Below are 18,212 nucleotides of genomic sequence, written 5' to 3' on the forward strand. Positions count from 1 at the left end.
ATCTTCAGATTCTTTTCAGAGAAAAGTCCTGGCTCTTCAGAGTGAGATTGGGGTTATAATAAGGATCTCCGTTCTTCAGGATCTCCGGCCATTTTTTCTCAAAGGTGGCAATTTCTTTGTTAAATCGTGCCACTTTTTCCGGAGTATCCTCAAGACCTCTGGATTTGGATTCATAATGGTATAATTCCGCATATGGATTATACACGATCAGATATCCCGCCTTTCTCAGCTTCATGCAGAAATCAATATCATTAAATGCAACAGCCAGTTCCTCTGAAAGTCCTCCCACTGCATCAAATGCAGATTTCTTCACCATCATGCAGGCAGCTGTAACCGCACTGTAATCCTGTGCACAGATAATTCTGTGACAATATCCGGTGGTACCTCTCTTCTGCTGGACAAAACAGTGTCCTGCAATTCCGCCAAAACCGATCACAACACCTGCATGCTGGATCGTATCATCCTCATAATAAAGTCTTGCACCCACTGCACCTACATCTTTACGCATGCAATAACCCAGGAGTTCTTCCAGACAGTCCGGATTAATGATCTCTGTATCATTGTTAAGCAGAAGCAGATACTCACCCTTTGCAAAAGATGCACCATAGTTATTAATGGCAGAATAGTTAAAGACTCCGTCCCAGTATACCATGCGGACCTTCGGATTCTCTGCCTCCAGTTTTTTGTAATATTCAAAAGTAGCAGAATCTGTACTGTTATTCTCTACAATAATGTACTCATAATTTTTGTACGTAGATTTCTGTTCAATGGATTCCATACATCTCTTCAGATCATCAATATGGTCTTTATTCGGAATAATAATAGAAATCAGTGGATCATGATCTCTGATAAACTTCGTTCTGTACAGCCCCAGATATTCACCCTTAAAAACCTCTGCGTGGATTCCTGTTCTCTCATAGTGAGCCTGTACTGCACGTCTTCCGGCTTCAAAGGCATAAAGCTTGCTCTCGGGATTCTCTGCTGTGGAGTCCTCATGGCAACGCCAGTGATACAGGATTTTGGGAATATGACAGATTTCTTCATCCTTTACTGCTTCCACACAGCGTAACACAAAATCATAATCCTGTGCACCGTCAAACTCACTTCGCAGCCCGCCAACTTTTTCAATTACTTTTCGTGATACCACAAACAGATGGCAGATATAATTGACCGTGCACAGCAGATCCGGATTATAGTCCGGTTTAAAATGCGGCTGAAAGAATTTATGTCCATCCATAGACATCTTATCTTCATCTGTGTAGATCACCAGTGTCTGCGGTTTCTCATTTATTGCTTTCACACATTCAAATAATGCATTCGGCGTCAGCTCATCATCATGGTCTGCAAAGGCAATGAAATCACCTGTTGCAATTTCAATGGCACTGTTGGTATTCTCTGAAATCTGAAGCGGCTCCTCATGAGAAACGTATTTAATTCTGTTATCCTTCGCTGTCAGTTCTTTTAACAATTCCGTCAGCGGTGACTGTGCGCCGCTTCCGTCAGAGAAACAAAGTTCCCAGTTTGAATAAGTCTGTTCCTGAAATGATTCTGTCAGTCTTCTGAGATATTTCTCCGGTGTCTTATACAGCGGTACTACAAAAGAAAGCTTGGGTCTGTATCCAAAGGATGTTTTCTTCTGTTTCTCCAGTTCGTTCCTGTCCGGCAGATGATGTCTGATCCATTTCTGATAGGATGGCGGTCCCTGACGCACATTTTTAACCTTTGTCACTACCTTCTCAGCAAGAGCCGCCGCACCCTGAGATTTCCAGTAGCGGATTCCTTTTTCTACATATTTGTCTAATTTCTTTGCCAGAATATCAGCTTTTCTCAGAGGAACCACATGTACAGTTTTCTTCTCGCCTGCATAAAACACTACATACAGGCATTTTCCCGAAACGTTGGTGATCTCAGAAAAGAATCCTGTCTTTCCCGGATCCTGTGCTTCTTCAAACAGCTGGTTGACATCCACCCTGTCTGTTCTCTGGATTTCAGCGGCAACCGGCTTTTTATCCGCATCAAAGATACGGACAGTCACAGGCTTGGGTGCAATGGCCCACCCTCTGATCCGTACAGTTCCCTGTTCTGCACTCTCTTCTTCAAAATATACCTGCGGTTTATCTCTTTTTTTATCCAGTTCACCGGCAGTGATGGAAAACCAGACATGTTTTTTATCCGGAAACTTCTCATAGATCACAAGCTTATGATACCCCTCCAGATTTTCCGGTATCTGAACAGTTGCCGTAATCTGTATTCCCTGCATTTTCTCCGGATCTTTAAAACGTTCCAGTGCACTTACATTTTCATTTTCTTTCACAGACACCTTCAGTTTGTGCTGATCCAGATATGCCTCCATCACCGCATCTTTCGGCCAGTGTCCCTGCACAATATACTGTGTCCTGTCTGATAAATGAAATCTTTCTCTTACTACTTCAAATATTTCCTTAGGCATGTTAATCTCCGTTCTTCTCCTGTTTTCTCAGAGAACAGTCTGTGTTGTTTAATGTCAGATTGGGATTATAATAAGGATCTCCTTTCAGGAGCTCTCTTTCCCATTTTCTCCGGAAACAGTTTACTTCTCTGGAAAAACGCAGCTGTTTCTCCGGTGTATCTTCCATTCCTCTGGATTTGGATTCATAATGATACAGTTCTGCATACGGTGTGAATACAATTTTCACTCCATATTTTCTCACTTTCATACAGAGGTCAATATCATTAAATGCAACCTTCAGCTCCTCGTCAAATCCTCCAACTGCTTTAAAAACAGAAGTCTTTACCATCATGCAGGCGGCAGTGACTGCACTTATCTCCTGCACACAGCGCAGACGTCCCATATATCCTTCCGCATCCCGGGGAAGTTTACATAATACATGGGCAGCAACTCCACCAAGACCAACTACCACTCCTGCATGCTGAATGGTATCATCCGGATAATACAGTTTCGCACCGGCCATTCCCACGTCTTTTTGCTGACAAAGCTGAAGCATTTCTTCAAGCCAGCTCTCTGTAATAATCTCCACATCATTGTTAAGAAACAGCAGATACTCTCCCCGTGCCTCTCTTACTGCAAAATTATTGATCGCAGAATAATTGAATTCTTTTTTCCATGTAAGGATCCTTACATTTGGGTATCTGTTTTTCAGTGTCTCATAGTATACAAAGGTTTCTTTTTCCACACTGTTGTTCTCAACAATAATGATCTCGTAATTCTTCCATGTTGTCTTCTCTTCTATGGATGAAATACACAGTTCCAGATCATTAATGTGATCTTTACTTGGAATGATCACAGAAATCATCGGTTCGCCGGAAATAGTCAGATGGCTTCTGTACCATCCCTTCTTGTCTGCAAGTTCCGCTGTTGCAGAAACCTCTGCCCTGCGGTAATGCTCCTCCAGTGCCTTTCTGCCTGCTTCCCAGTTTTTCTTCTCCTGTTCTTCTGTGATCAGGTTCTCTGCTTTCATGGAATGACAGAGGATCTTTGGAATATGCACAATATTCTCTGCCTGCTCACTGCATCTTAAGAGCATATCATAATCCTGTGCACCATCATATTCCGGATCAAACTTTCCGGCCTGTTCCAGAATTTCCTTCCGGATTGCCCAGAACTGTCCGATATAATTATTTTCCCTTAATCTGAACAGATTGAAATCCGGCTTGAATTCCGGCTCAGAATAATGTTTTCCGTCTGCGCTGATCTCATCTTCATCTGTATAGATCATATCCGCTTTTTTCTCTGTGATCGCTTTGACCATCTGAAAAAGTGCATCAGGTTCAGGTATGATCTCCTGACCGGCAAACAGAACATACTCTCCCATTGCAAGTTTCAGAGATGCATTAAGATTTCCCGAAATGCCGTTGTTTTCCGTAACCTTCTTGTAGGAAAGGCGGGTCTCTTTTTTATATTTTTTCCGCAGAAACTCTCCTGTTTCCTCTCCCTCACATGCATCTGCAAGACACAGCTGCCAGTTACCATAGGTCTGTTCTGTATAAGCATCGATCACACTTTTTAACCTTTGTTCATCTGTATCCGTCACCACCATCACAATACTGATCAGCGGTGAATAAGAAAAAACAGCATTTCTCTGTCTTTTTAATTCCTTTCGGAATGCGACATGATCTTTCAGCCAGTCTTCATAATCCTGATCTCCGTCCTTAAGCTGGGAATTTCTCACATAACGGATAAATCTTCCAATACCGTTTTTCTTTATATATTCCTGATTCTTCTGCCTGTTCTTCAGAGACAGCAGTTTCATCTGCTGATACAGTCCGGTATTTTCCCGTTTTATTTTTTTTACATTTACAGTATAAATTTTCTGTACATCTTTTCCCCTGAAACAGATGCAGATATTCTGATCGTTTGTATTCTCCAGATTGACAGTAATACTGAATCCCAGATTTCTTTTCTCTTCTTCGGAAATCCCCTTTGCCTCTTCCACGTCCGGACGTCTTTGTCTGGTGATCGTACATTCCAGAACCTTCCCATCTGTACCCTGTACAAATATCTCATCCGGCTCCAGCTGGTTTACAACCCAGCCTCTGACTGTCAGGATACTCTCCTGTGTGATCTGTTCCTCATCAATATGATATTCAATAAGACTTTCCTCACAAAAGTCCTTCACTTCTGCAGCTGTGGCTTCCCAGATGATTTCTTTTTCATCTCCCGCTCTCAGCGCAAGCTGCAGTTTCTCATGTTCTTCTGCAAGTTTTATAATTTCCGGTATCTTTACTGTGAATCCGACATTTCCCACTTCTTTTATATCTTTTGTTTCTTTTAAATCTTTGGCAACATCCGCTCTTTCACAACGTGAAGGTTCAGGAACGGAGAGTTCCTTTCCCGAGCCATAAAGAATGAAATCACATTCTGACTGATCTCTGGTTATCGCCCATCCGGTAATGGCCAGAGTATGATCTTCTTTGTCACTGTATATTTTTTTATCTACACTCCAAAGTATATTTCCCATAACTAAACCCTTTTGATGGCACGATACACTTTCCATGCCTTACTGCCTTCCACCTGATCGACCAGAGCTTTCTTCTGCGCAAGCTCCTGACTCATCTGCTCCATTGCCCTTTTCTGCTCTGCGTATACTTTCCAGAATTTCTTTTCTGTGGTTTGCCGGTCCAGGATCTCCATTTCAATCTTTATGGACTTTCTGTTCTCAGGAACAGAATCTACTATGATCTGCGGATCGTCACCGCCGAAATAGAATTCTCCGGAGGACACTTCACAGCCATCTGTGTGAAACTTTACCTGACTTTCATCTTCCCATGTCAGCTTTACAATTTTAAGTCCCTTGGACATTTCGCCCGGGTCAAGGCGAAGCATTGTGGTATTCTCCGGAAGTTCAAACTCCGTCTGAATTTTCCCGTTTCTGAACAGATATCTCACAGAATCAGCCTCATTAAAGCTCTTTCCGTTATCCCAGAAAATCTGAAGCATTTCCAGAGATTCCTGTTTCTTTTCTCTGTAATAATCTTCTACTTCCACCCGGCCCGGAGAGATCTGGGCATACATATTTCTCATTGCTGTATGCTCACCCAGAATATACTGCTGGAAATTATGTTCCATCTCCACATAAACTTCTATATCTTCAGGCAGGATTCCTGCTTTCTCATAGAAATCCCGTTCTTTAAGTATTCCCCGTTTGTCATTCAGTTCCAGATAATAAAAGATCATCCTGTAAACCAGAAACTGTGAAGGTACAGGAAATGTAAAGGTCCACTCATAGTCAATCACAGATACTTTATTCTCAGAGAGGATAATATTTGCAGGAACAAAATCAATATTGGATATTTCTGTACATTTCAGATCAGAACGCAGGTTTACATTTCCAAATACCCTTACAAATTCCGGTGTTTTCTCAAAGGGTTTCTTCTCGTGAATATTCTTTACTTTCTTTATATAAGAGAAGAATAATTTCTCCAGTTCCTCTGTTCTGCCTTCTTCCAGAAGATGATCCAGCTTATCTTCCAGGGTGATACCTGTCAGATATTCCAGCTGCGCACAGTCACCTTTGATCCGGCAGCGGTTTACTTCAATTTCCTCTTCTTTATACATTCCGGTCAGTTCTTCGCAGATAGTTCCCAGATTCCGTACATGAGCTGCCGCTTTCTTCTGCGACGGTACTTTCTTCACAGTCAGCTGCCCATCTGTTGCTTCACTGATTTCCGTATAAATGGAGAGCTTTTGATCTCTCTCATTGGAAAACTTCACATAAACCGGTGCTGTCTGTGGCTGTTCTTTTCCGATCACAAGAAGAAAGGAATTGGCAAACTGCGGGTAAAGATCATTGCTCAAAAGTGTATTATACACCTGAGATTCCTGAAACAGGTCCAGACGGAGTCTGTCAAAATTGTAGTCCCTCATATGCAGCTCTCCGCTTGCAGGGAGATGTCTGTCTGAATGAATAGTCATTGGAAATTTGTAATCCGGATATGGATAATACCAGTCGGCTTTTAAGTTTCCTGCCTCCTTCAAAATTCCATTAATTTCTTTTCTTGAAAAAGTTTTAACCCCTTTTGTTTTGGGGTATCCCTGGATTCCTTCGAATAAAGTTCCAAAATGGTCCTCTGTACATCCGGCCCAGTATTTCAGTCCCAGTCTGTTCTCAATGGCCAGAATGATCTTTCCATCCGGCTTCAGATGCTTTGATATGATCCTGAGAAAGTCCACATAGGGATTCTCACTCCGGATATAGGATTCTCCATACTCAAATACACCGATCAAAGTAATATAGTCGTATTTCTCAGTAAGGTTTTTCTCGATCTCCTGAAAGTTTCCCACAAGGATCTTAAGATTATCCTGATCCTGATGTCTGTATGCATTGATCTTACTTCTTTTCATAGAAAGCTCGATGCAGGTAACTTCCTTCGCCCTTTCACAGAGAGCTCCTGTCACAGCACCACATCCGGAACCAATCTCCAGAACCTTCTCTTCTCCTGTAAAGGGAATCCAGTTCAGAATATTCTCCCTGATATGAGAAAAATGATAAAGAATTGGCCAGCTCTTTCTCTCACTGATCACTCTGTTAAATTCTTCCGGTGCAAAATCTCTGGAAATTGCAAGCATTTCATCCTCTATCGCACCATCACTGTATAGATCTTTTCCCGGATAGCACGTGGTATCCAGAATTACTTTCCCGATTTTTTCTTCCATATATAGTCCTCGCGCTGATTATTTTTTCGCACTGATATTTGTCATCATAACTTTCTCAGATCTGTTCTTCGCACCGTACTTCCACCTTTGAATCCATATCATAGAATCCAACTGTATTTTTACTGGAAATAACTGTTATGTTACATGCGTCATAAAGTCTGTGGAATACCGTAAAATCTCCGTTTTTATACCCTGTACATCCAAATGACAGGAGATATTCACCGCCCTGCAGGTTCATGTTCTGTGTAAATGTTACAGTACATATATCCCCTTTTCCGGAGTGTTCTATCTTTGCATTTTCATACATGGTATTGGTACCTGTGATTTCCGTACCCTGAATATTTTTAAAGGTGTATGCCATGATCGGCTCCTGAATCTCTTCATTAAACCGGACTTTCATACGAATTTTGAAGCAGCTTCCCTTTTCAACAGTATTGGAACATCTTCCTTTATCATCAATGACTCTGAAATCTGTGATCTCAGCAATACGGCTTCCATATTCCAGCATATTGGGATTTACCTGAAAATCTCCCAGTCCTTCACTGTCCTCTGCCACAATCTGCCCTGTACTGTCAGATTCATTCTGTTTTACAGGATTCTGTCCTACCAGAAGCTGTTTGTACAGGTCAACCATCTGCTTTGGTGAACCTTCATCCATCTTTACCCCTTTGTTCAGAAGAATAACTCTGTCACAATACTTGGAAACGCTTCCAAGATCATGACTTACAAACAGAATCGTCTTGCCCTGTTTCTTAAATTCCTCAAACTTGTGATAACATTTTGCCTGAAAGAACACGTCGCCTACAGACAACGCCTCATCTACCACCAGGATCTCCGGATCAATATTGATCGCAACAGCAAAAGCCAGACGCACGAACATACCGCTGGAATAAGTCTTTACAGGCTGGTGGATAAAGTCTCCAATGTCCGCAAATTCCAGAATATCATTCAGTCTGGCATCAATCTCTTCTTTTGAAAAACCGATCATGGTTCCATTCAGGTATACATTCTCAAGACCTGAATATTCCATGTTAAATCCGGCTCCCAGTTCCAGCAGCGCGGAAATTCGTCCGTCTACCTTTACTTCCCCTGCTGTGGGAGTCAGGACACCGGTGATGATCTTTAAGATCGTGGATTTACCGGAACCGTTGGTTCCGATAATTCCCACGCATTCTCCTTCATAAATATCAAAATTTACATCATGAAGTGCATAATGCTCTTTATAAAGTTTCTTTCTGGTAAGCCCCAGCGCTTCTTTCAGTCTGTCCGAAGGCTTATCATATAATTTATACATTTTGGTGAGATCCTTCACCTGAATTACTTTCTTGTTCTCCACGTGATTTCCTTTCTGTTATGTTCCTGTGTTTTTCATCTTCCTCTGACTTATTTCACGCTTACCAGTACAGCGAAAATTAAGTTTCTGCTATATTAATATTCGCTGTACTAGTTACAATACATCTGCAAAATGAATGCGCAGACGTTTAAATACCCAGCTTCCGAACAGGAAACACAGAATTGTAAATATCCAGAAATAGACCGTCCATCCTGCATGTTCCCAGAACCAGGTTTTCATCAGGAATGTATCTCTGTATCCGGAAACAATATAATACATCGGATTCAGTTTCAGGATCTTCATGATCACAGGATGTCCCATCAGAGGTGAAGCCTCAACGATCCACATGATCGGAGTCAGCCAGACCCCTACCTGAAGCACAATGTTGATGATCTGGGTCAGATCTCTGAAAAAAATAACGATTGCACTTGTGGCATATGATAAGCCCAATACCAGAATGAACACACATACACTGTAATAAATAATCTGCAGATAATAGAAATCAGGAAATTTCCCATACGCTGCATACAGGATGATCGTAAACAACACAAAGAATGCATGCACAAACATGGCAGAAATGATCTTGACTACCGGAAGCACACTGATATTAAAAACGACTTTTTTTACCAGATAATTGTATTCCAGCAGAGAATTTGTCCCCCCTATCAGCGCATCCTGGAAAAAGAACCATGGCACAATACCTGCTACCAGATAAAGAACAAAAGGAACTCCCAGATCCCCTGTTCCGGAACGAAAACCTACAGAGAATACAAACCAGTATACCAGGATCGTAATCACAGGCTGGATAAACGCCCACACAATTCCCAGATAAGAACCTGCATATCTTGTTTTGAAATCATTCTTTGCAAGCTTTGCAACAAGCCGTCTGTTCTTATAAATATCCATCGGTAAAGAAAAAATTGTATTCAATGGCTCATTCTCCTATTTACGGTACTCTTTAAAGCTTCCCCATTTGGTATCTTTGTCAGAAAAGCTTAATTCCATTCCTTCCGGAATCGGCCATTCAACTCCGATATCCGGATCGTTCCAGATCAGGCCGCCCTCATCATTTGGATGATAGAAATCAGAGCATTTGTAAACGAATTCCGCATGCTCGGAAAGTACAAGAAAACCATGTGCAAATCCTTTCGGAATGAAGAACTGTTTCTTGTTTTCAGCAGAAAGTACGACTCCAAACCATTTTCCATATGTTTCTGAGCCTTCACGAAGATCTACCGCCACATCAAATACCTCACCATTTACAACACGTACCAGTTTATCCTGTGGGTAATTGATCTGGAAATGGAGTCCGCGAAGTACACCCTTATGTGAGCTTGACTGATTATCCTGTACAAATTCGACATCAATTCCTGCTTCTTTGAAATCATTGTAATTGTAGGTTTCCATGAAATATCCTCTGGCATCTCCGAAAACTGTAGGTTCTACCACTTTTAATCCCTTAATTCCACCACATTCTGTAACTTTGATTTTTCCCATTTTATTTTCCTCTTTTCTTTAGCTTTCTCTGTGTTTCTGTTATATCTGTTCGCATAAATCCACATGATATGCAGACTTAGCCATAATATCTTTTTTCCTTTTTTGCAAGTGCAATGCTCAGAATGATAATAAGAAGAAGCATTGCCGCTCCTATGATCAGAAGTATTTTTCGCAGTTCCGGCATCCCCGCAGAAGTTTTTTCTTCTCCGACAGTATCTGATTTCTCATTTTGATCCGTATTTCCTCCGGATGTATCAGAAAGGGCATCCGCTGCAGGTTCCGGTGTAGGTGTAGCTTCCGGAACTTCAACGCTTCCCAAAAGATAATCATTATAATAGTAATCATCTACTGTATTTCCATTCTGTGAATTTTCCTGAACAGTCAGGTTATCCACAGTCACTCCGTTTGGAACTGATACTTCTCCACCATTTACCTGTGCTTTTGTGAAATTCTGATAACCATAGTTGAACAGTGCTGTGGAATCCGTACTGGCAACTGCAAGGTCTGCCGCCTTCATTGTCACTGTAATATAGGTAGTTCCATTCTTCTCTGCTGCTGTCACAAGAGTGTTTCCGGCCTCACTGGTATATCCTGTCTTGCCGCCAATACAGCCATCATAATGATAGCTGCTCTCCGGGGCAAGCATCGGATGATGCGTATGCAGTACCCTTGACTCACTGTTCATGTTCGTAGGTTTGATCGTATAATCTGTAGCGCCGATGATCCTGCGGAATTTTTTATTCTTCAGACCTTCCCGCATGATCAACGCCATGTCATGTGCAGTAGAATAGTGGTCAGGATCCGGAAGACCACTGGCATTTACAAAATGTGTATTCGTGCATCCGATCTGAGCCGCACGTTCATTCATCATATCTACAAAATGCTGCTCTGTGCCGCCTACATGTTCTGCAATCTGGGCTGCGACCTCGTTTGCAGAGCGGATCACAAGTGCATAAAGGCATGCTCTCATGCTCATCACTTCTCCCACCTGCATTCCAATATTGCCGGAATCCCAACTGATATCACGTGTTCCTGTTTCCGTAAATACAACATCTTCTTTCAGGGAACAGTTCTCCACCGCCAGAAGCAGTGTCATGATTTTGGTAATACTTGCCGGATAACGGATTTCATCTCCGCCCTTGCTGTACAGAAGAGTTCCGCTGTCTGCATCCATCAGTACCCCTGTCTCAGATGTGATCTCAGGACCTGCAGGCCAGCCTGCAATCTCATTAGTTGAAATGGATACGGGTGTAACATCTGAAGCAGCAGCCTGCGCAGTTCCTTCCGCAGCAGCGCAGATCTGAACAGCAGTCATTGCAATGACTCCCGCAGCCATAACAGCCTTTAATAAATGTTTCCATTTTTTCATAATATTTCCTCTTAATATATGTCTCTGTTTTCCGTCCGATGTGCCGACAAGTTGATTCCTGAAACAGACTTGCGGCACACGATTATCAGAATCCGTCAAAAGAAGCTATGGTATCTGTGATATACTTCACATCCTCCATATCCAGATTATAAAACATCGGCAGTCTCAACAGACGTTCACTTTCCTTTGTAGTATAAACATCTTCCCCTGAAAATCTTCCAAATTTCTGTCCCGCAGGTGCAGAATGAAGAGGCACGTAATGAAATACGCTGCAGATTCCTTTTTCCCGAAGGTAAGCAATCAGCCGGGTTCTTACCTGTATATCACGCACCTTGATATAATACATATGGGCATTGTGGCTGCATTCCTCCGGCACATAAGGCTGTTCGATCTTACCTTCCTGTGCAAGATGAGCCAGATTTTTATGATAATAATTGTATATCTCCATTCTTTTGGCAAAGATCTGATTTCTTGCTTCCAGCTGTGCATAAAGATATGCTGCATTCAGTTCACTTGGAAGATAGGAAGAACCATAATCCATCCAGCGATACTTGTCAACCTGTCCGCGGAAAAACTTACTTCTGTCAGTTCCCTTTTCTCTCAGGATCTCTGCCTTCTCCACATATTCATCCCTGTTAAAAAGGATTGCACCGCCCTCTCCCATAGTATAGTTCTTTGTCTCATGGAAACTGTAACACCCAAAATCTCCAATGGTACCAAGAGCTTTTCCCTTATAACAGGCATCTACTCCCTGCGCAGCGTCTTCAACAACCTTCAGATTGTATTTTTTTGCAATCTCCATAATGGTATCCATCTCACAGGCAACCCCTGCATAGTGGACCGGGACGATCACTTTTGTTTTCTCAGTCACTGCCGCCTCGATCAGTTTCTCATCAATATTCATTGTATCCGGTCTGATATCAACAAATACAATCTTTGCTCCCTTTAATACAAAGGCATCTGCGGTTGAAACAAATGTATAGGACGGCATGATCACCTCATCACCGGGCTTAATGTCGCAAAGATGGGCTGCCATCTCCAGAGCATGGGTACAGGATGTGGTAAGCATTACATGATTTACATGAAATTTATCCATCATCCACTGAGAACATCTTTTCGTATATTCTCCATCCCCACAGAGCATTCCTCTCTGTACCGCATCACGTATGTAATCAAATTCCCTGCCTGTAAAAGCAGGTCTGTTAAAATCAATCATCTGTTTTCTTTTCCTTCTCATATTCCGGTATCTTATTTCTGTAGGCAACTTCTCTTCCCTCCGGATCCCGGATACTCATCTCACTGAAAAATTTCTCAGTCTCCAGCTCCAGCTGCCTGCGGTTTTCTGTTTCTATATAATACAATGCAAGATATGGATTCGGCCCATATTCTATCACACGTTCGCCTTCTTTATAAAAAATCCAGGGTTTTACAACGCATTTTTCTTTTGCAAGCTCACAGGCTGCCGTCTGATCTGCAATCTGAAGCTGTCGTCCCTGAAAATACAGTACAGCCCCATATTTTACCGGATGATGAATATCATGACAGTGAAACATCTCCTTTATCCGGTCTTTTTCATAAAGATAATCCAGCAGCAGTTCCTCTGTCTGAAATCCATAAACCATATCTGTCAGCTCATGTTCATATCCAAAGAAACGTCCTGCAATCTCACATACCTGAATGCCCCTGCCAGGTTTCCAGAAAAACTGCATGGATAATGCACCTTCCGTCTGTCCGGTATAGCGGATATAATTCTGCAGAATATCTGTGGCACTTTTTTCGACCTCCGCCAGGAAACGGGATGGATAAACATTTCGTGTGCTGAGCGGAAGCATTCCCTCTTCCATTTCCGTTTTCTCACGATCTGCAATACTGATCACATTGACTTTCCCATCCATTACCCATGTCATCATGTTAAACTCATAACCGTCATTGTATTCCTCAACCAGAATTTCCTGACAGTCCGTATATTCCGCTGTCTGCAGGGCTTTTTTTCTGACTTCATCTGAATGATGAATAATAAAGATTCCTCTTGAACCATATTTATCCAGAGGTTTACTGATCAGAGGATACTGCAGATTTGCAATACTCTGTTGTATTTCTTCTTCTGATCCCTGTTTCAGCAGTTCCACAGATATTTTCCGAAATCCCGGTGCCGGCAGTCCAAGCTTGTCCAGAACATCCCGGCATGCCGATTTATCCCTGTACCAGGAAAGCTGTTCCGGTTTCAGATAACAGGGCAGTCCTGCTTTATCTGCAATTTTAACCATACACTCCAGGAGCAGATCTGAAAATGATGTGATGATCCCGTCCACACCTTCTTCTCTGCACATCAGGGCAATAGCATCTACGTCTGTTACAGGAATGGTATAAGCCTTATCTGCATACGTTCTGGCAATACCATCTGCATATCCGTCGCACACAACAGTCTCATAACCTTTCTCTTTTGCTTTCTTTACCAGCTCTGTAAATTCTCCGAGCGTTCCCAGAATCAACACTTTATGTTTCATATCCGTTCCTCACATTCTCTGACAACCGAAGCCATATATTTCATATCCTCCACGCTGTAACGCTGATCGCAGGGCAACGGAAGAATATTGGCAGCCCAGGTATATTCCAGACTTTTTGTCTCAGAGTTCTCAATTATATTTTTCCAGTAAGTCGGCACAAATATCTTCTTTTCGGCAAGATATCTGCGAAGTTTCATTCCATCAGCGTGGAAATACGGATATGCAAAAGGTCCCTCCGGCACAGTCTGATTAAATATACTTTCCGATGGGAGCAGTTCTCCGAGAATCCGGTAGTTTTCTTCCCTTTTTTTCTTTGCTCTGTCATAATCCACAGCTTTCAGAAGATTCTGTGTAAGCTTTGACATCTGCCGAAGCTCCATCCCGTCATATTTTGCCGCATTTTCCAGCATATCTTTGTAGTAGGTTCCGGCATTATGCTCATAACGCCCCAGAATATGTTTCATACGCTCTGCAGAATAATCGACAGTCTTATTTTCTGTCAGGCTGGCATCTGTTGACAGATATGCGCCATCGCTGACACCCCAGAATTTTCTGCAGGAATACAGTGTATCTATCCCTTTTAATGGTTTCTGAAAAAATGCATGGGTATGGTCCACTATGATGTTTCCGTAAATCTTTTTATACTCTGATATCCGGGAATCAGACAGCTGGCCATAGTAATTAACCAGATAAAGATATTCCCCTTCCGGAAGCTGTTCTTTCGGATACAGAACTTCCAGTTTCTCATTCAGATGATAAAATTCTGTCTCTATCTGATTTTCCTGACAGGTATGCACCACTGATTCACACAGAAAATACGGTAATAGGATTTTCCTGCACCTGCGGCTCTTCAAAAGCCACAGCAGTGCGGTTCTTCCAAGATTGACCCTGTACAGGTCAGGATAATATTCCTCTCCCGGCATCTCTTCCAGCTGAAAATATCCGCCAATTTCCTTCATTATTCGTCCGTATCCTCCCGACGTATTACATAATGGGGCATTTTTTTTGCCTCATTAAGAATGTTCATTAAATAGATTCCCATAATTCCGATTGATAACAAAATCAGTCCAAAAAACGCCAGCATAACCAGCATCAGCGAAGTCCAGCCCTGCACAGATATGCCCAGTGTAAAATATCTTACCAGATAACAGACCGACAGAACTACACTTATCAGGAAACTGACAATTCCGATATTTCTCACCAGCAGAAGGGGAAATGCAGTATGTGTCGTGATATCATAAATCAGATCTTTCAGCAGTCTCTTAAAGGAATAACCGCTTTTTCCGTAAGCTCTGTCTGCATGCTGAACCGGAACATTAATAATACGGTTAGAACTCCTGATCAGAAGGTTTCCAATCTGTGGAAGATATGTATTTGTTTTTACCATGGCATCCACAAGGAATCTGCGGATCAGCCTGTAACTGGTGATTTGAAGATCCGGATCTTTTCCCAGCATCTTTGAAGTTGCCCATACAGAAAATTTCGTTCCCAGTTTGCGTATCGGACCATGCTTTCTTCCTTCATAGCTTGCAATGATAACATCCACATCCGGTCTCTCCTGCATGGTTCTGACCATCTTCGGAAGTTCCTCCGGCTGATGCTGAAGGTCATCATCCATTGTTACCACAAACTCTCCTTTTACATGTGCAAATCCACACAGAAGTGCCGGATGCTGTCCGAAGTTACGGGCCATCTGTATGATCCGTACCCTGTGATCCTTTTCTCTGAGTTCCGTCATGATCTCATAAGATCTGTCCTTTGATCCGTCATCTACCAGGATCAGTTCAAAGTCTTCTTTAAGAGTTTCCCGGAATACTTTCTCCAAACGGGTATATAGTTCTCCCAGTGTATGTTCAGAATTATATACAGGAACAACCACTGAATATAAGCTCATATGCTTTTCCTTTCTCTTTTCATCTTTTTGCAATCATTTTTATCATATCATTTTCAACATTTCTTTTCAAGATTCCTGCTGCACAAACCTTGACTTCCCTGCTTTTTTATGTAAAATAGTTACTGTCCGACAGCTTTCAGGCTCTTTCAGGCTATTGGACGAAATCCGTAAAATACCATTATCGCCCGGAGGTATTATGTCAAAACTCAAAGACTACATACAACTTCATCTGAATATCCTGCTGTTTTCACTGACAAGTGTTTTTTCCAAAGCTGCATCTGTTCAGTATAATAAACATGGTCTCAGCAGTCCTCTGCTTTACCTGTTCCTGTTCCTGATGGTAGCCAACTGCGGAATCTACGCCATCACCTGGCAGCAGGTCATCAAGAAATTCTCTTTGTCTACTGCCTATGCCAATAAAAGTGTTTATCTTCTGTGGTCGCAGATATGGGCAGTGCTGATCTTTCATGAAAATCTTTCTATTCAGAATATCATAGGTATTCTGGTGGTTTTATTTGGAGTATGGACGGTGCAGAGATATGAATAGAACATTTATTTTAATCATGTTGAGCGGAACATTTTTTTCCGCTGTTTCACAGATACTTCTGAAACAGAGCGCAAATATCAGATACGAAAACCGAATCAGGGAATATCTCAATTTCCGGGTGATTCTCTCATACACTATATATATGCTGATCCTCCTCCTCAATACATGGTGTTATACAAAAGTAGATATGCGCTATGGTCCTGTCATTGATACTGCCGCCTATGTGTTTGTCCTGCTTCTCTCTCATTTCATTCTGAAGGAAAAAATCACGAAAGGAAAAATCATGGGAAACCTGATCATCATTGCAGGTATCCTGATCTATACGCTTTAATTACGGCAATTTCATAAAAAGATCCCGAAGCTGTTGCAGAATTTCCATCAGTGCCACAGCTGCAGGATCTTTTTATATGTTTCAATATTTTTTACTGCTTTTTATATTGTCTGGTACACACTCCATTTCCATCAAACACAGATACAATCCTGTTGGAACTGGTCAGTGTAATGTTCTCGGCACGCGTACCGGAAAGTGCGGAACTGCCTTTGTAAAAATAGTATTTTTTACCATTCAGTGTCAGCCATCCCTTATGCGCTTTTCCGTTTTTCTGGAAATAATAGGTGTGCTCCCCACTTTTTTCCCTGATTTTGTACATTCCATTCTCGCAGCGTACACCGTCGCTTCCAAAATAGTAGATATCACCGGTAGATCTGGTCACGCGGCGGTTTTTAAACATATATCCGGACTTTGTATGGAACCAGTAACATTTCCCGTCTACTTTCTTCATTCCCATCAGAGCATAACCATCAGAACTGATATAATAGGTCTTTCCATTTACAGTTACCCACTGATCTGACACACGTTCGCCATTTTCATTGACATAATAGTATTTTCCATTTTCCTGATGAAGTCCTGTCTGTTCCTGGCTTCCATCATTGCTGCCTGTATCGGGTTTCATTGCCGGAACATAGGAATGCAGAGATTTCCATCTCGGCGTAATTTTCTTTGTATAGTCCACATAGCCAAAATCCATATCAACATCATTGCCTGCAGGGATTCCTGCTACCAGTCCGCTGGTACTGTTCAGTCCGCTTTCCCGGTTACCGTCTGTGGACTGCCATATTGTATAATTGTACCGTTCCTTATCAGGTGCCTGAATCGTGTCCCCATATCTTGCGATCCATACATCCACTCCTGATAATAAGGACCAGTCTATGTAATTATCATACCAGTTGGTATTGCAGTAAACCATTGGATAATATCCGGCCCTGCGCACTTCATTGCAGAAGGTCAGTGCCATCTCTGAGACTGTTTTTGCAGAGAGCTTACTTGCTTTTGCGTACTCCAGATCATATACGACCGGATAGGAAACCTTGTAACCCTGCATTTTGCTGATGGCAAGCTGTGCTTCCTTTAATGCGGTAGTTGTCGATAAGGCTGTACTGTACACATAGGTGCCCGTGGGTACTCCGGCAAGTTCTGCATTTGTCATATTCTCATCATAGGTATAATCTTCGTGAGTCAGGCCATAGGAGATCCGGACAAACGCAAAATCTATGTCAGACTTCTTCACCTGTTTCCAGTCAATATTGCCCTGCCATTCAGAGACATCCATGCCTCTGGTTATCGCACCCGGAATGATTTTACCACTTCCGTTATAGCAGACACCGTTGATCTTTTTCCATGCTTTGGGATTCACTTTTTTTCTTGATGACTCTGTACCGGAAGTTCTTGCAGAATAAATAAATTCCTCCTCAGCCACTGTATCACGTCTGTCATAATGCGGATTTGCAAAAACAGAGCTTACAGGCTGCGCTACAGCTATCGCAGCTGTCAGACAACCAACCATGATCCTTTTTCTGATTTTAAAAAAATCTCTTTTCATCTTTCTACTCCTGTCCTGTCTTCTAATAAACG

14 protein-coding genes are annotated in these 18,212 nt (G+C 42.1%); 2 read left to right on the top strand and 12 right to left on the bottom strand.

The window, feature by feature from the left end; translation table 11 throughout:
- Positions 1 to 4: 4 nt before the first annotated feature.
- The 11 genes from LJE12_RS06030 to LJE12_RS06080 all read right to left on the bottom strand — a co-directional run bounded on the left by LJE12_RS06030 (position 5) and on the right by LJE12_RS06080 (position 15,753).
- Positions 5 to 2,449: a glycosyltransferase family 2 protein gene (locus tag LJE12_RS06030; protein WP_022380234.1), complete on the bottom strand. Its 2,445-nt coding sequence runs from the start codon at positions 2,447 to 2,449 to the stop codon at positions 5 to 7.
- A gap of 1 nt (position 2,450) precedes the next feature.
- Positions 2,451 to 4,958, bottom strand: a complete 2,508-nt coding sequence (locus LJE12_RS06035; RefSeq protein ID WP_081026389.1) for a glycosyltransferase family 2 protein — start codon at positions 4,956 to 4,958, stop codon at positions 2,451 to 2,453.
- 2 nt (positions 4,959 to 4,960) lie between these two features.
- Positions 4,961 to 7,153, bottom strand: a complete 2,193-nt coding sequence (locus tag LJE12_RS06040; RefSeq protein WP_227226653.1) for a class I SAM-dependent methyltransferase — start codon at positions 7,151 to 7,153, stop codon at positions 4,961 to 4,963.
- Positions 7,154 to 7,208: 55 nt separating this feature from the next.
- Positions 7,209 to 8,489 carry an ABC transporter ATP-binding protein gene (locus tag LJE12_RS06045; protein ID WP_227226652.1) on the bottom strand — a complete coding sequence of 427 codons (1,281 nt, stop codon included), beginning with the start codon at positions 8,487 to 8,489 and terminating at the stop codon, positions 7,209 to 7,211.
- A 111-nt stretch (positions 8,490 to 8,600) separates the two neighbouring features.
- A complete protein-coding gene (locus LJE12_RS06050; protein WP_008706116.1) occupies positions 8,601 to 9,416 on the bottom strand; it encodes an ABC transporter permease in 816 nt (271 codons plus the stop codon).
- 12 nt (positions 9,417 to 9,428) lie between these two features.
- Positions 9,429 to 9,983 (bottom strand): dTDP-4-dehydrorhamnose 3,5-epimerase, encoded by a 555-nt coding sequence (gene rfbC, locus LJE12_RS06055; RefSeq protein WP_008706119.1) that lies wholly within the window; start codon positions 9,981 to 9,983, stop codon positions 9,429 to 9,431.
- Positions 9,984 to 10,059: 76 nt separating this feature from the next.
- A complete protein-coding gene (locus LJE12_RS06060) occupies positions 10,060 to 11,352 on the bottom strand; it encodes a D-alanyl-D-alanine carboxypeptidase family protein (RefSeq protein ID WP_227226651.1) in 1,293 nt (430 codons plus the stop codon).
- 85 nt (positions 11,353 to 11,437) lie between these two features.
- A complete protein-coding gene (gene rffA / locus LJE12_RS06065; RefSeq protein WP_055057590.1) occupies positions 11,438 to 12,568 on the bottom strand; it encodes a dTDP-4-amino-4,6-dideoxygalactose transaminase in 1,131 nt (376 codons plus the stop codon).
- Positions 12,561 to 13,859, bottom strand: coding sequence for an ATP-grasp domain-containing protein (locus LJE12_RS06070; protein ID WP_022380241.1), 1,299 nt, complete (start codon positions 13,857 to 13,859; stop codon positions 12,561 to 12,563). Before LJE12_RS06070 ends, rffA begins: the two co-directional genes overlap by 8 nt.
- The gene (locus LJE12_RS06075) at positions 13,856 to 14,818 is read right to left on the bottom strand and encodes a hypothetical protein (protein ID WP_055059801.1); all 963 of its coding nucleotides are present in this window, start codon (positions 14,816 to 14,818) and stop codon (positions 13,856 to 13,858) included. Before LJE12_RS06075 ends, LJE12_RS06070 begins: the two co-directional genes overlap by 4 nt.
- A complete protein-coding gene (locus LJE12_RS06080; protein WP_008706126.1) occupies positions 14,818 to 15,753 on the bottom strand; it encodes a glycosyltransferase family 2 protein in 936 nt (311 codons plus the stop codon). The genes LJE12_RS06075 and LJE12_RS06080 overlap by 1 nt, the downstream gene beginning before the upstream one ends.
- 196 nt (positions 15,754 to 15,949) lie before the next feature.
- Here LJE12_RS06080 and LJE12_RS06085 point away from each other — a divergent pair, with 196 nt between their 5' ends.
- Together LJE12_RS06085 and LJE12_RS06090 are read left to right on the top strand one after the other, a co-directional pair.
- The gene (locus LJE12_RS06085) at positions 15,950 to 16,300 is read left to right on the top strand and encodes a hypothetical protein (protein WP_008706128.1); all 351 of its coding nucleotides are present in this window, start codon (positions 15,950 to 15,952) and stop codon (positions 16,298 to 16,300) included.
- Positions 16,293 to 16,631 (top strand): EamA family transporter, encoded by a 339-nt coding sequence (locus tag LJE12_RS06090; RefSeq protein ID WP_022380121.1) that lies wholly within the window; start codon positions 16,293 to 16,295, stop codon positions 16,629 to 16,631. Before LJE12_RS06085 ends, LJE12_RS06090 begins: the two co-directional genes overlap by 8 nt.
- A gap of 91 nt (positions 16,632 to 16,722) precedes the next feature.
- Here LJE12_RS06090 and LJE12_RS06095 read toward each other — a convergent pair whose 3' ends face one another.
- On the bottom strand, positions 16,723 to 18,180 hold the full coding sequence (locus LJE12_RS06095; protein ID WP_227226650.1) for a glycoside hydrolase family 25 protein: 1,458 nt from the start codon (positions 18,178 to 18,180) through the stop codon (positions 16,723 to 16,725).
- Positions 18,181 to 18,212 lie beyond the last annotated feature (32 nt).

Origin of the sequence: Blautia sp. DFI.6.71 (genome assembly GCF_020593585.1) — a bacterium.
Taxonomy (GTDB): domain Bacteria; phylum Bacillota; class Clostridia; order Lachnospirales; family Lachnospiraceae; genus Blautia_A; species Blautia_A wexlerae.

Coding starts and splice junctions, on each gene's coding strand:
- LJE12_RS06070 (WP_022380241.1), bottom strand. CDS start 13,859: ATGAAACATAAAGTGTTGATTCTGGGAACGCTCGGAGAATTTACAGAG.
- LJE12_RS06095 (WP_227226650.1), bottom strand. CDS start 18,180: ATGAAAAGAGATTTTTTTAAAATCAGAAAAAGGATCATGGTTGGTTGT.
- LJE12_RS06030 (WP_022380234.1), bottom strand. CDS start 2,449: ATGCCTAAGGAAATATTTGAAGTAGTAAGAGAAAGATTTCATTTATCA.
- LJE12_RS06060 (WP_227226651.1), bottom strand. CDS start 11,352: ATGAAAAAATGGAAACATTTATTAAAGGCTGTTATGGCTGCGGGAGTC.
- LJE12_RS06040 (WP_227226653.1), bottom strand. CDS start 7,153: ATGGAAGAAAAAATCGGGAAAGTAATTCTGGATACCACGTGCTATCCG.
- rfbC (WP_008706119.1), bottom strand. CDS start 9,983: ATGGGAAAAATCAAAGTTACAGAATGTGGTGGAATTAAGGGATTAAAA.
- LJE12_RS06075 (WP_055059801.1), bottom strand. CDS start 14,818: ATGAAGGAAATTGGCGGATATTTTCAGCTGGAAGAGATGCCGGGAGAG.
- LJE12_RS06080 (WP_008706126.1), bottom strand. CDS start 15,753: ATGAGCTTATATTCAGTGGTTGTTCCTGTATATAATTCTGAACATACA.
- LJE12_RS06085 (WP_008706128.1), top strand. CDS start 15,950: ATGTCAAAACTCAAAGACTACATACAACTTCATCTGAATATCCTGCTG.
- LJE12_RS06035 (WP_081026389.1), bottom strand. CDS start 4,958: ATGGGAAATATACTTTGGAGTGTAGATAAAAAAATATACAGTGACAAA.
- rffA (WP_055057590.1), bottom strand. CDS start 12,568: ATGATTGATTTTAACAGACCTGCTTTTACAGGCAGGGAATTTGATTAC.
- LJE12_RS06090 (WP_022380121.1), top strand. CDS start 16,293: ATGAATAGAACATTTATTTTAATCATGTTGAGCGGAACATTTTTTTCC.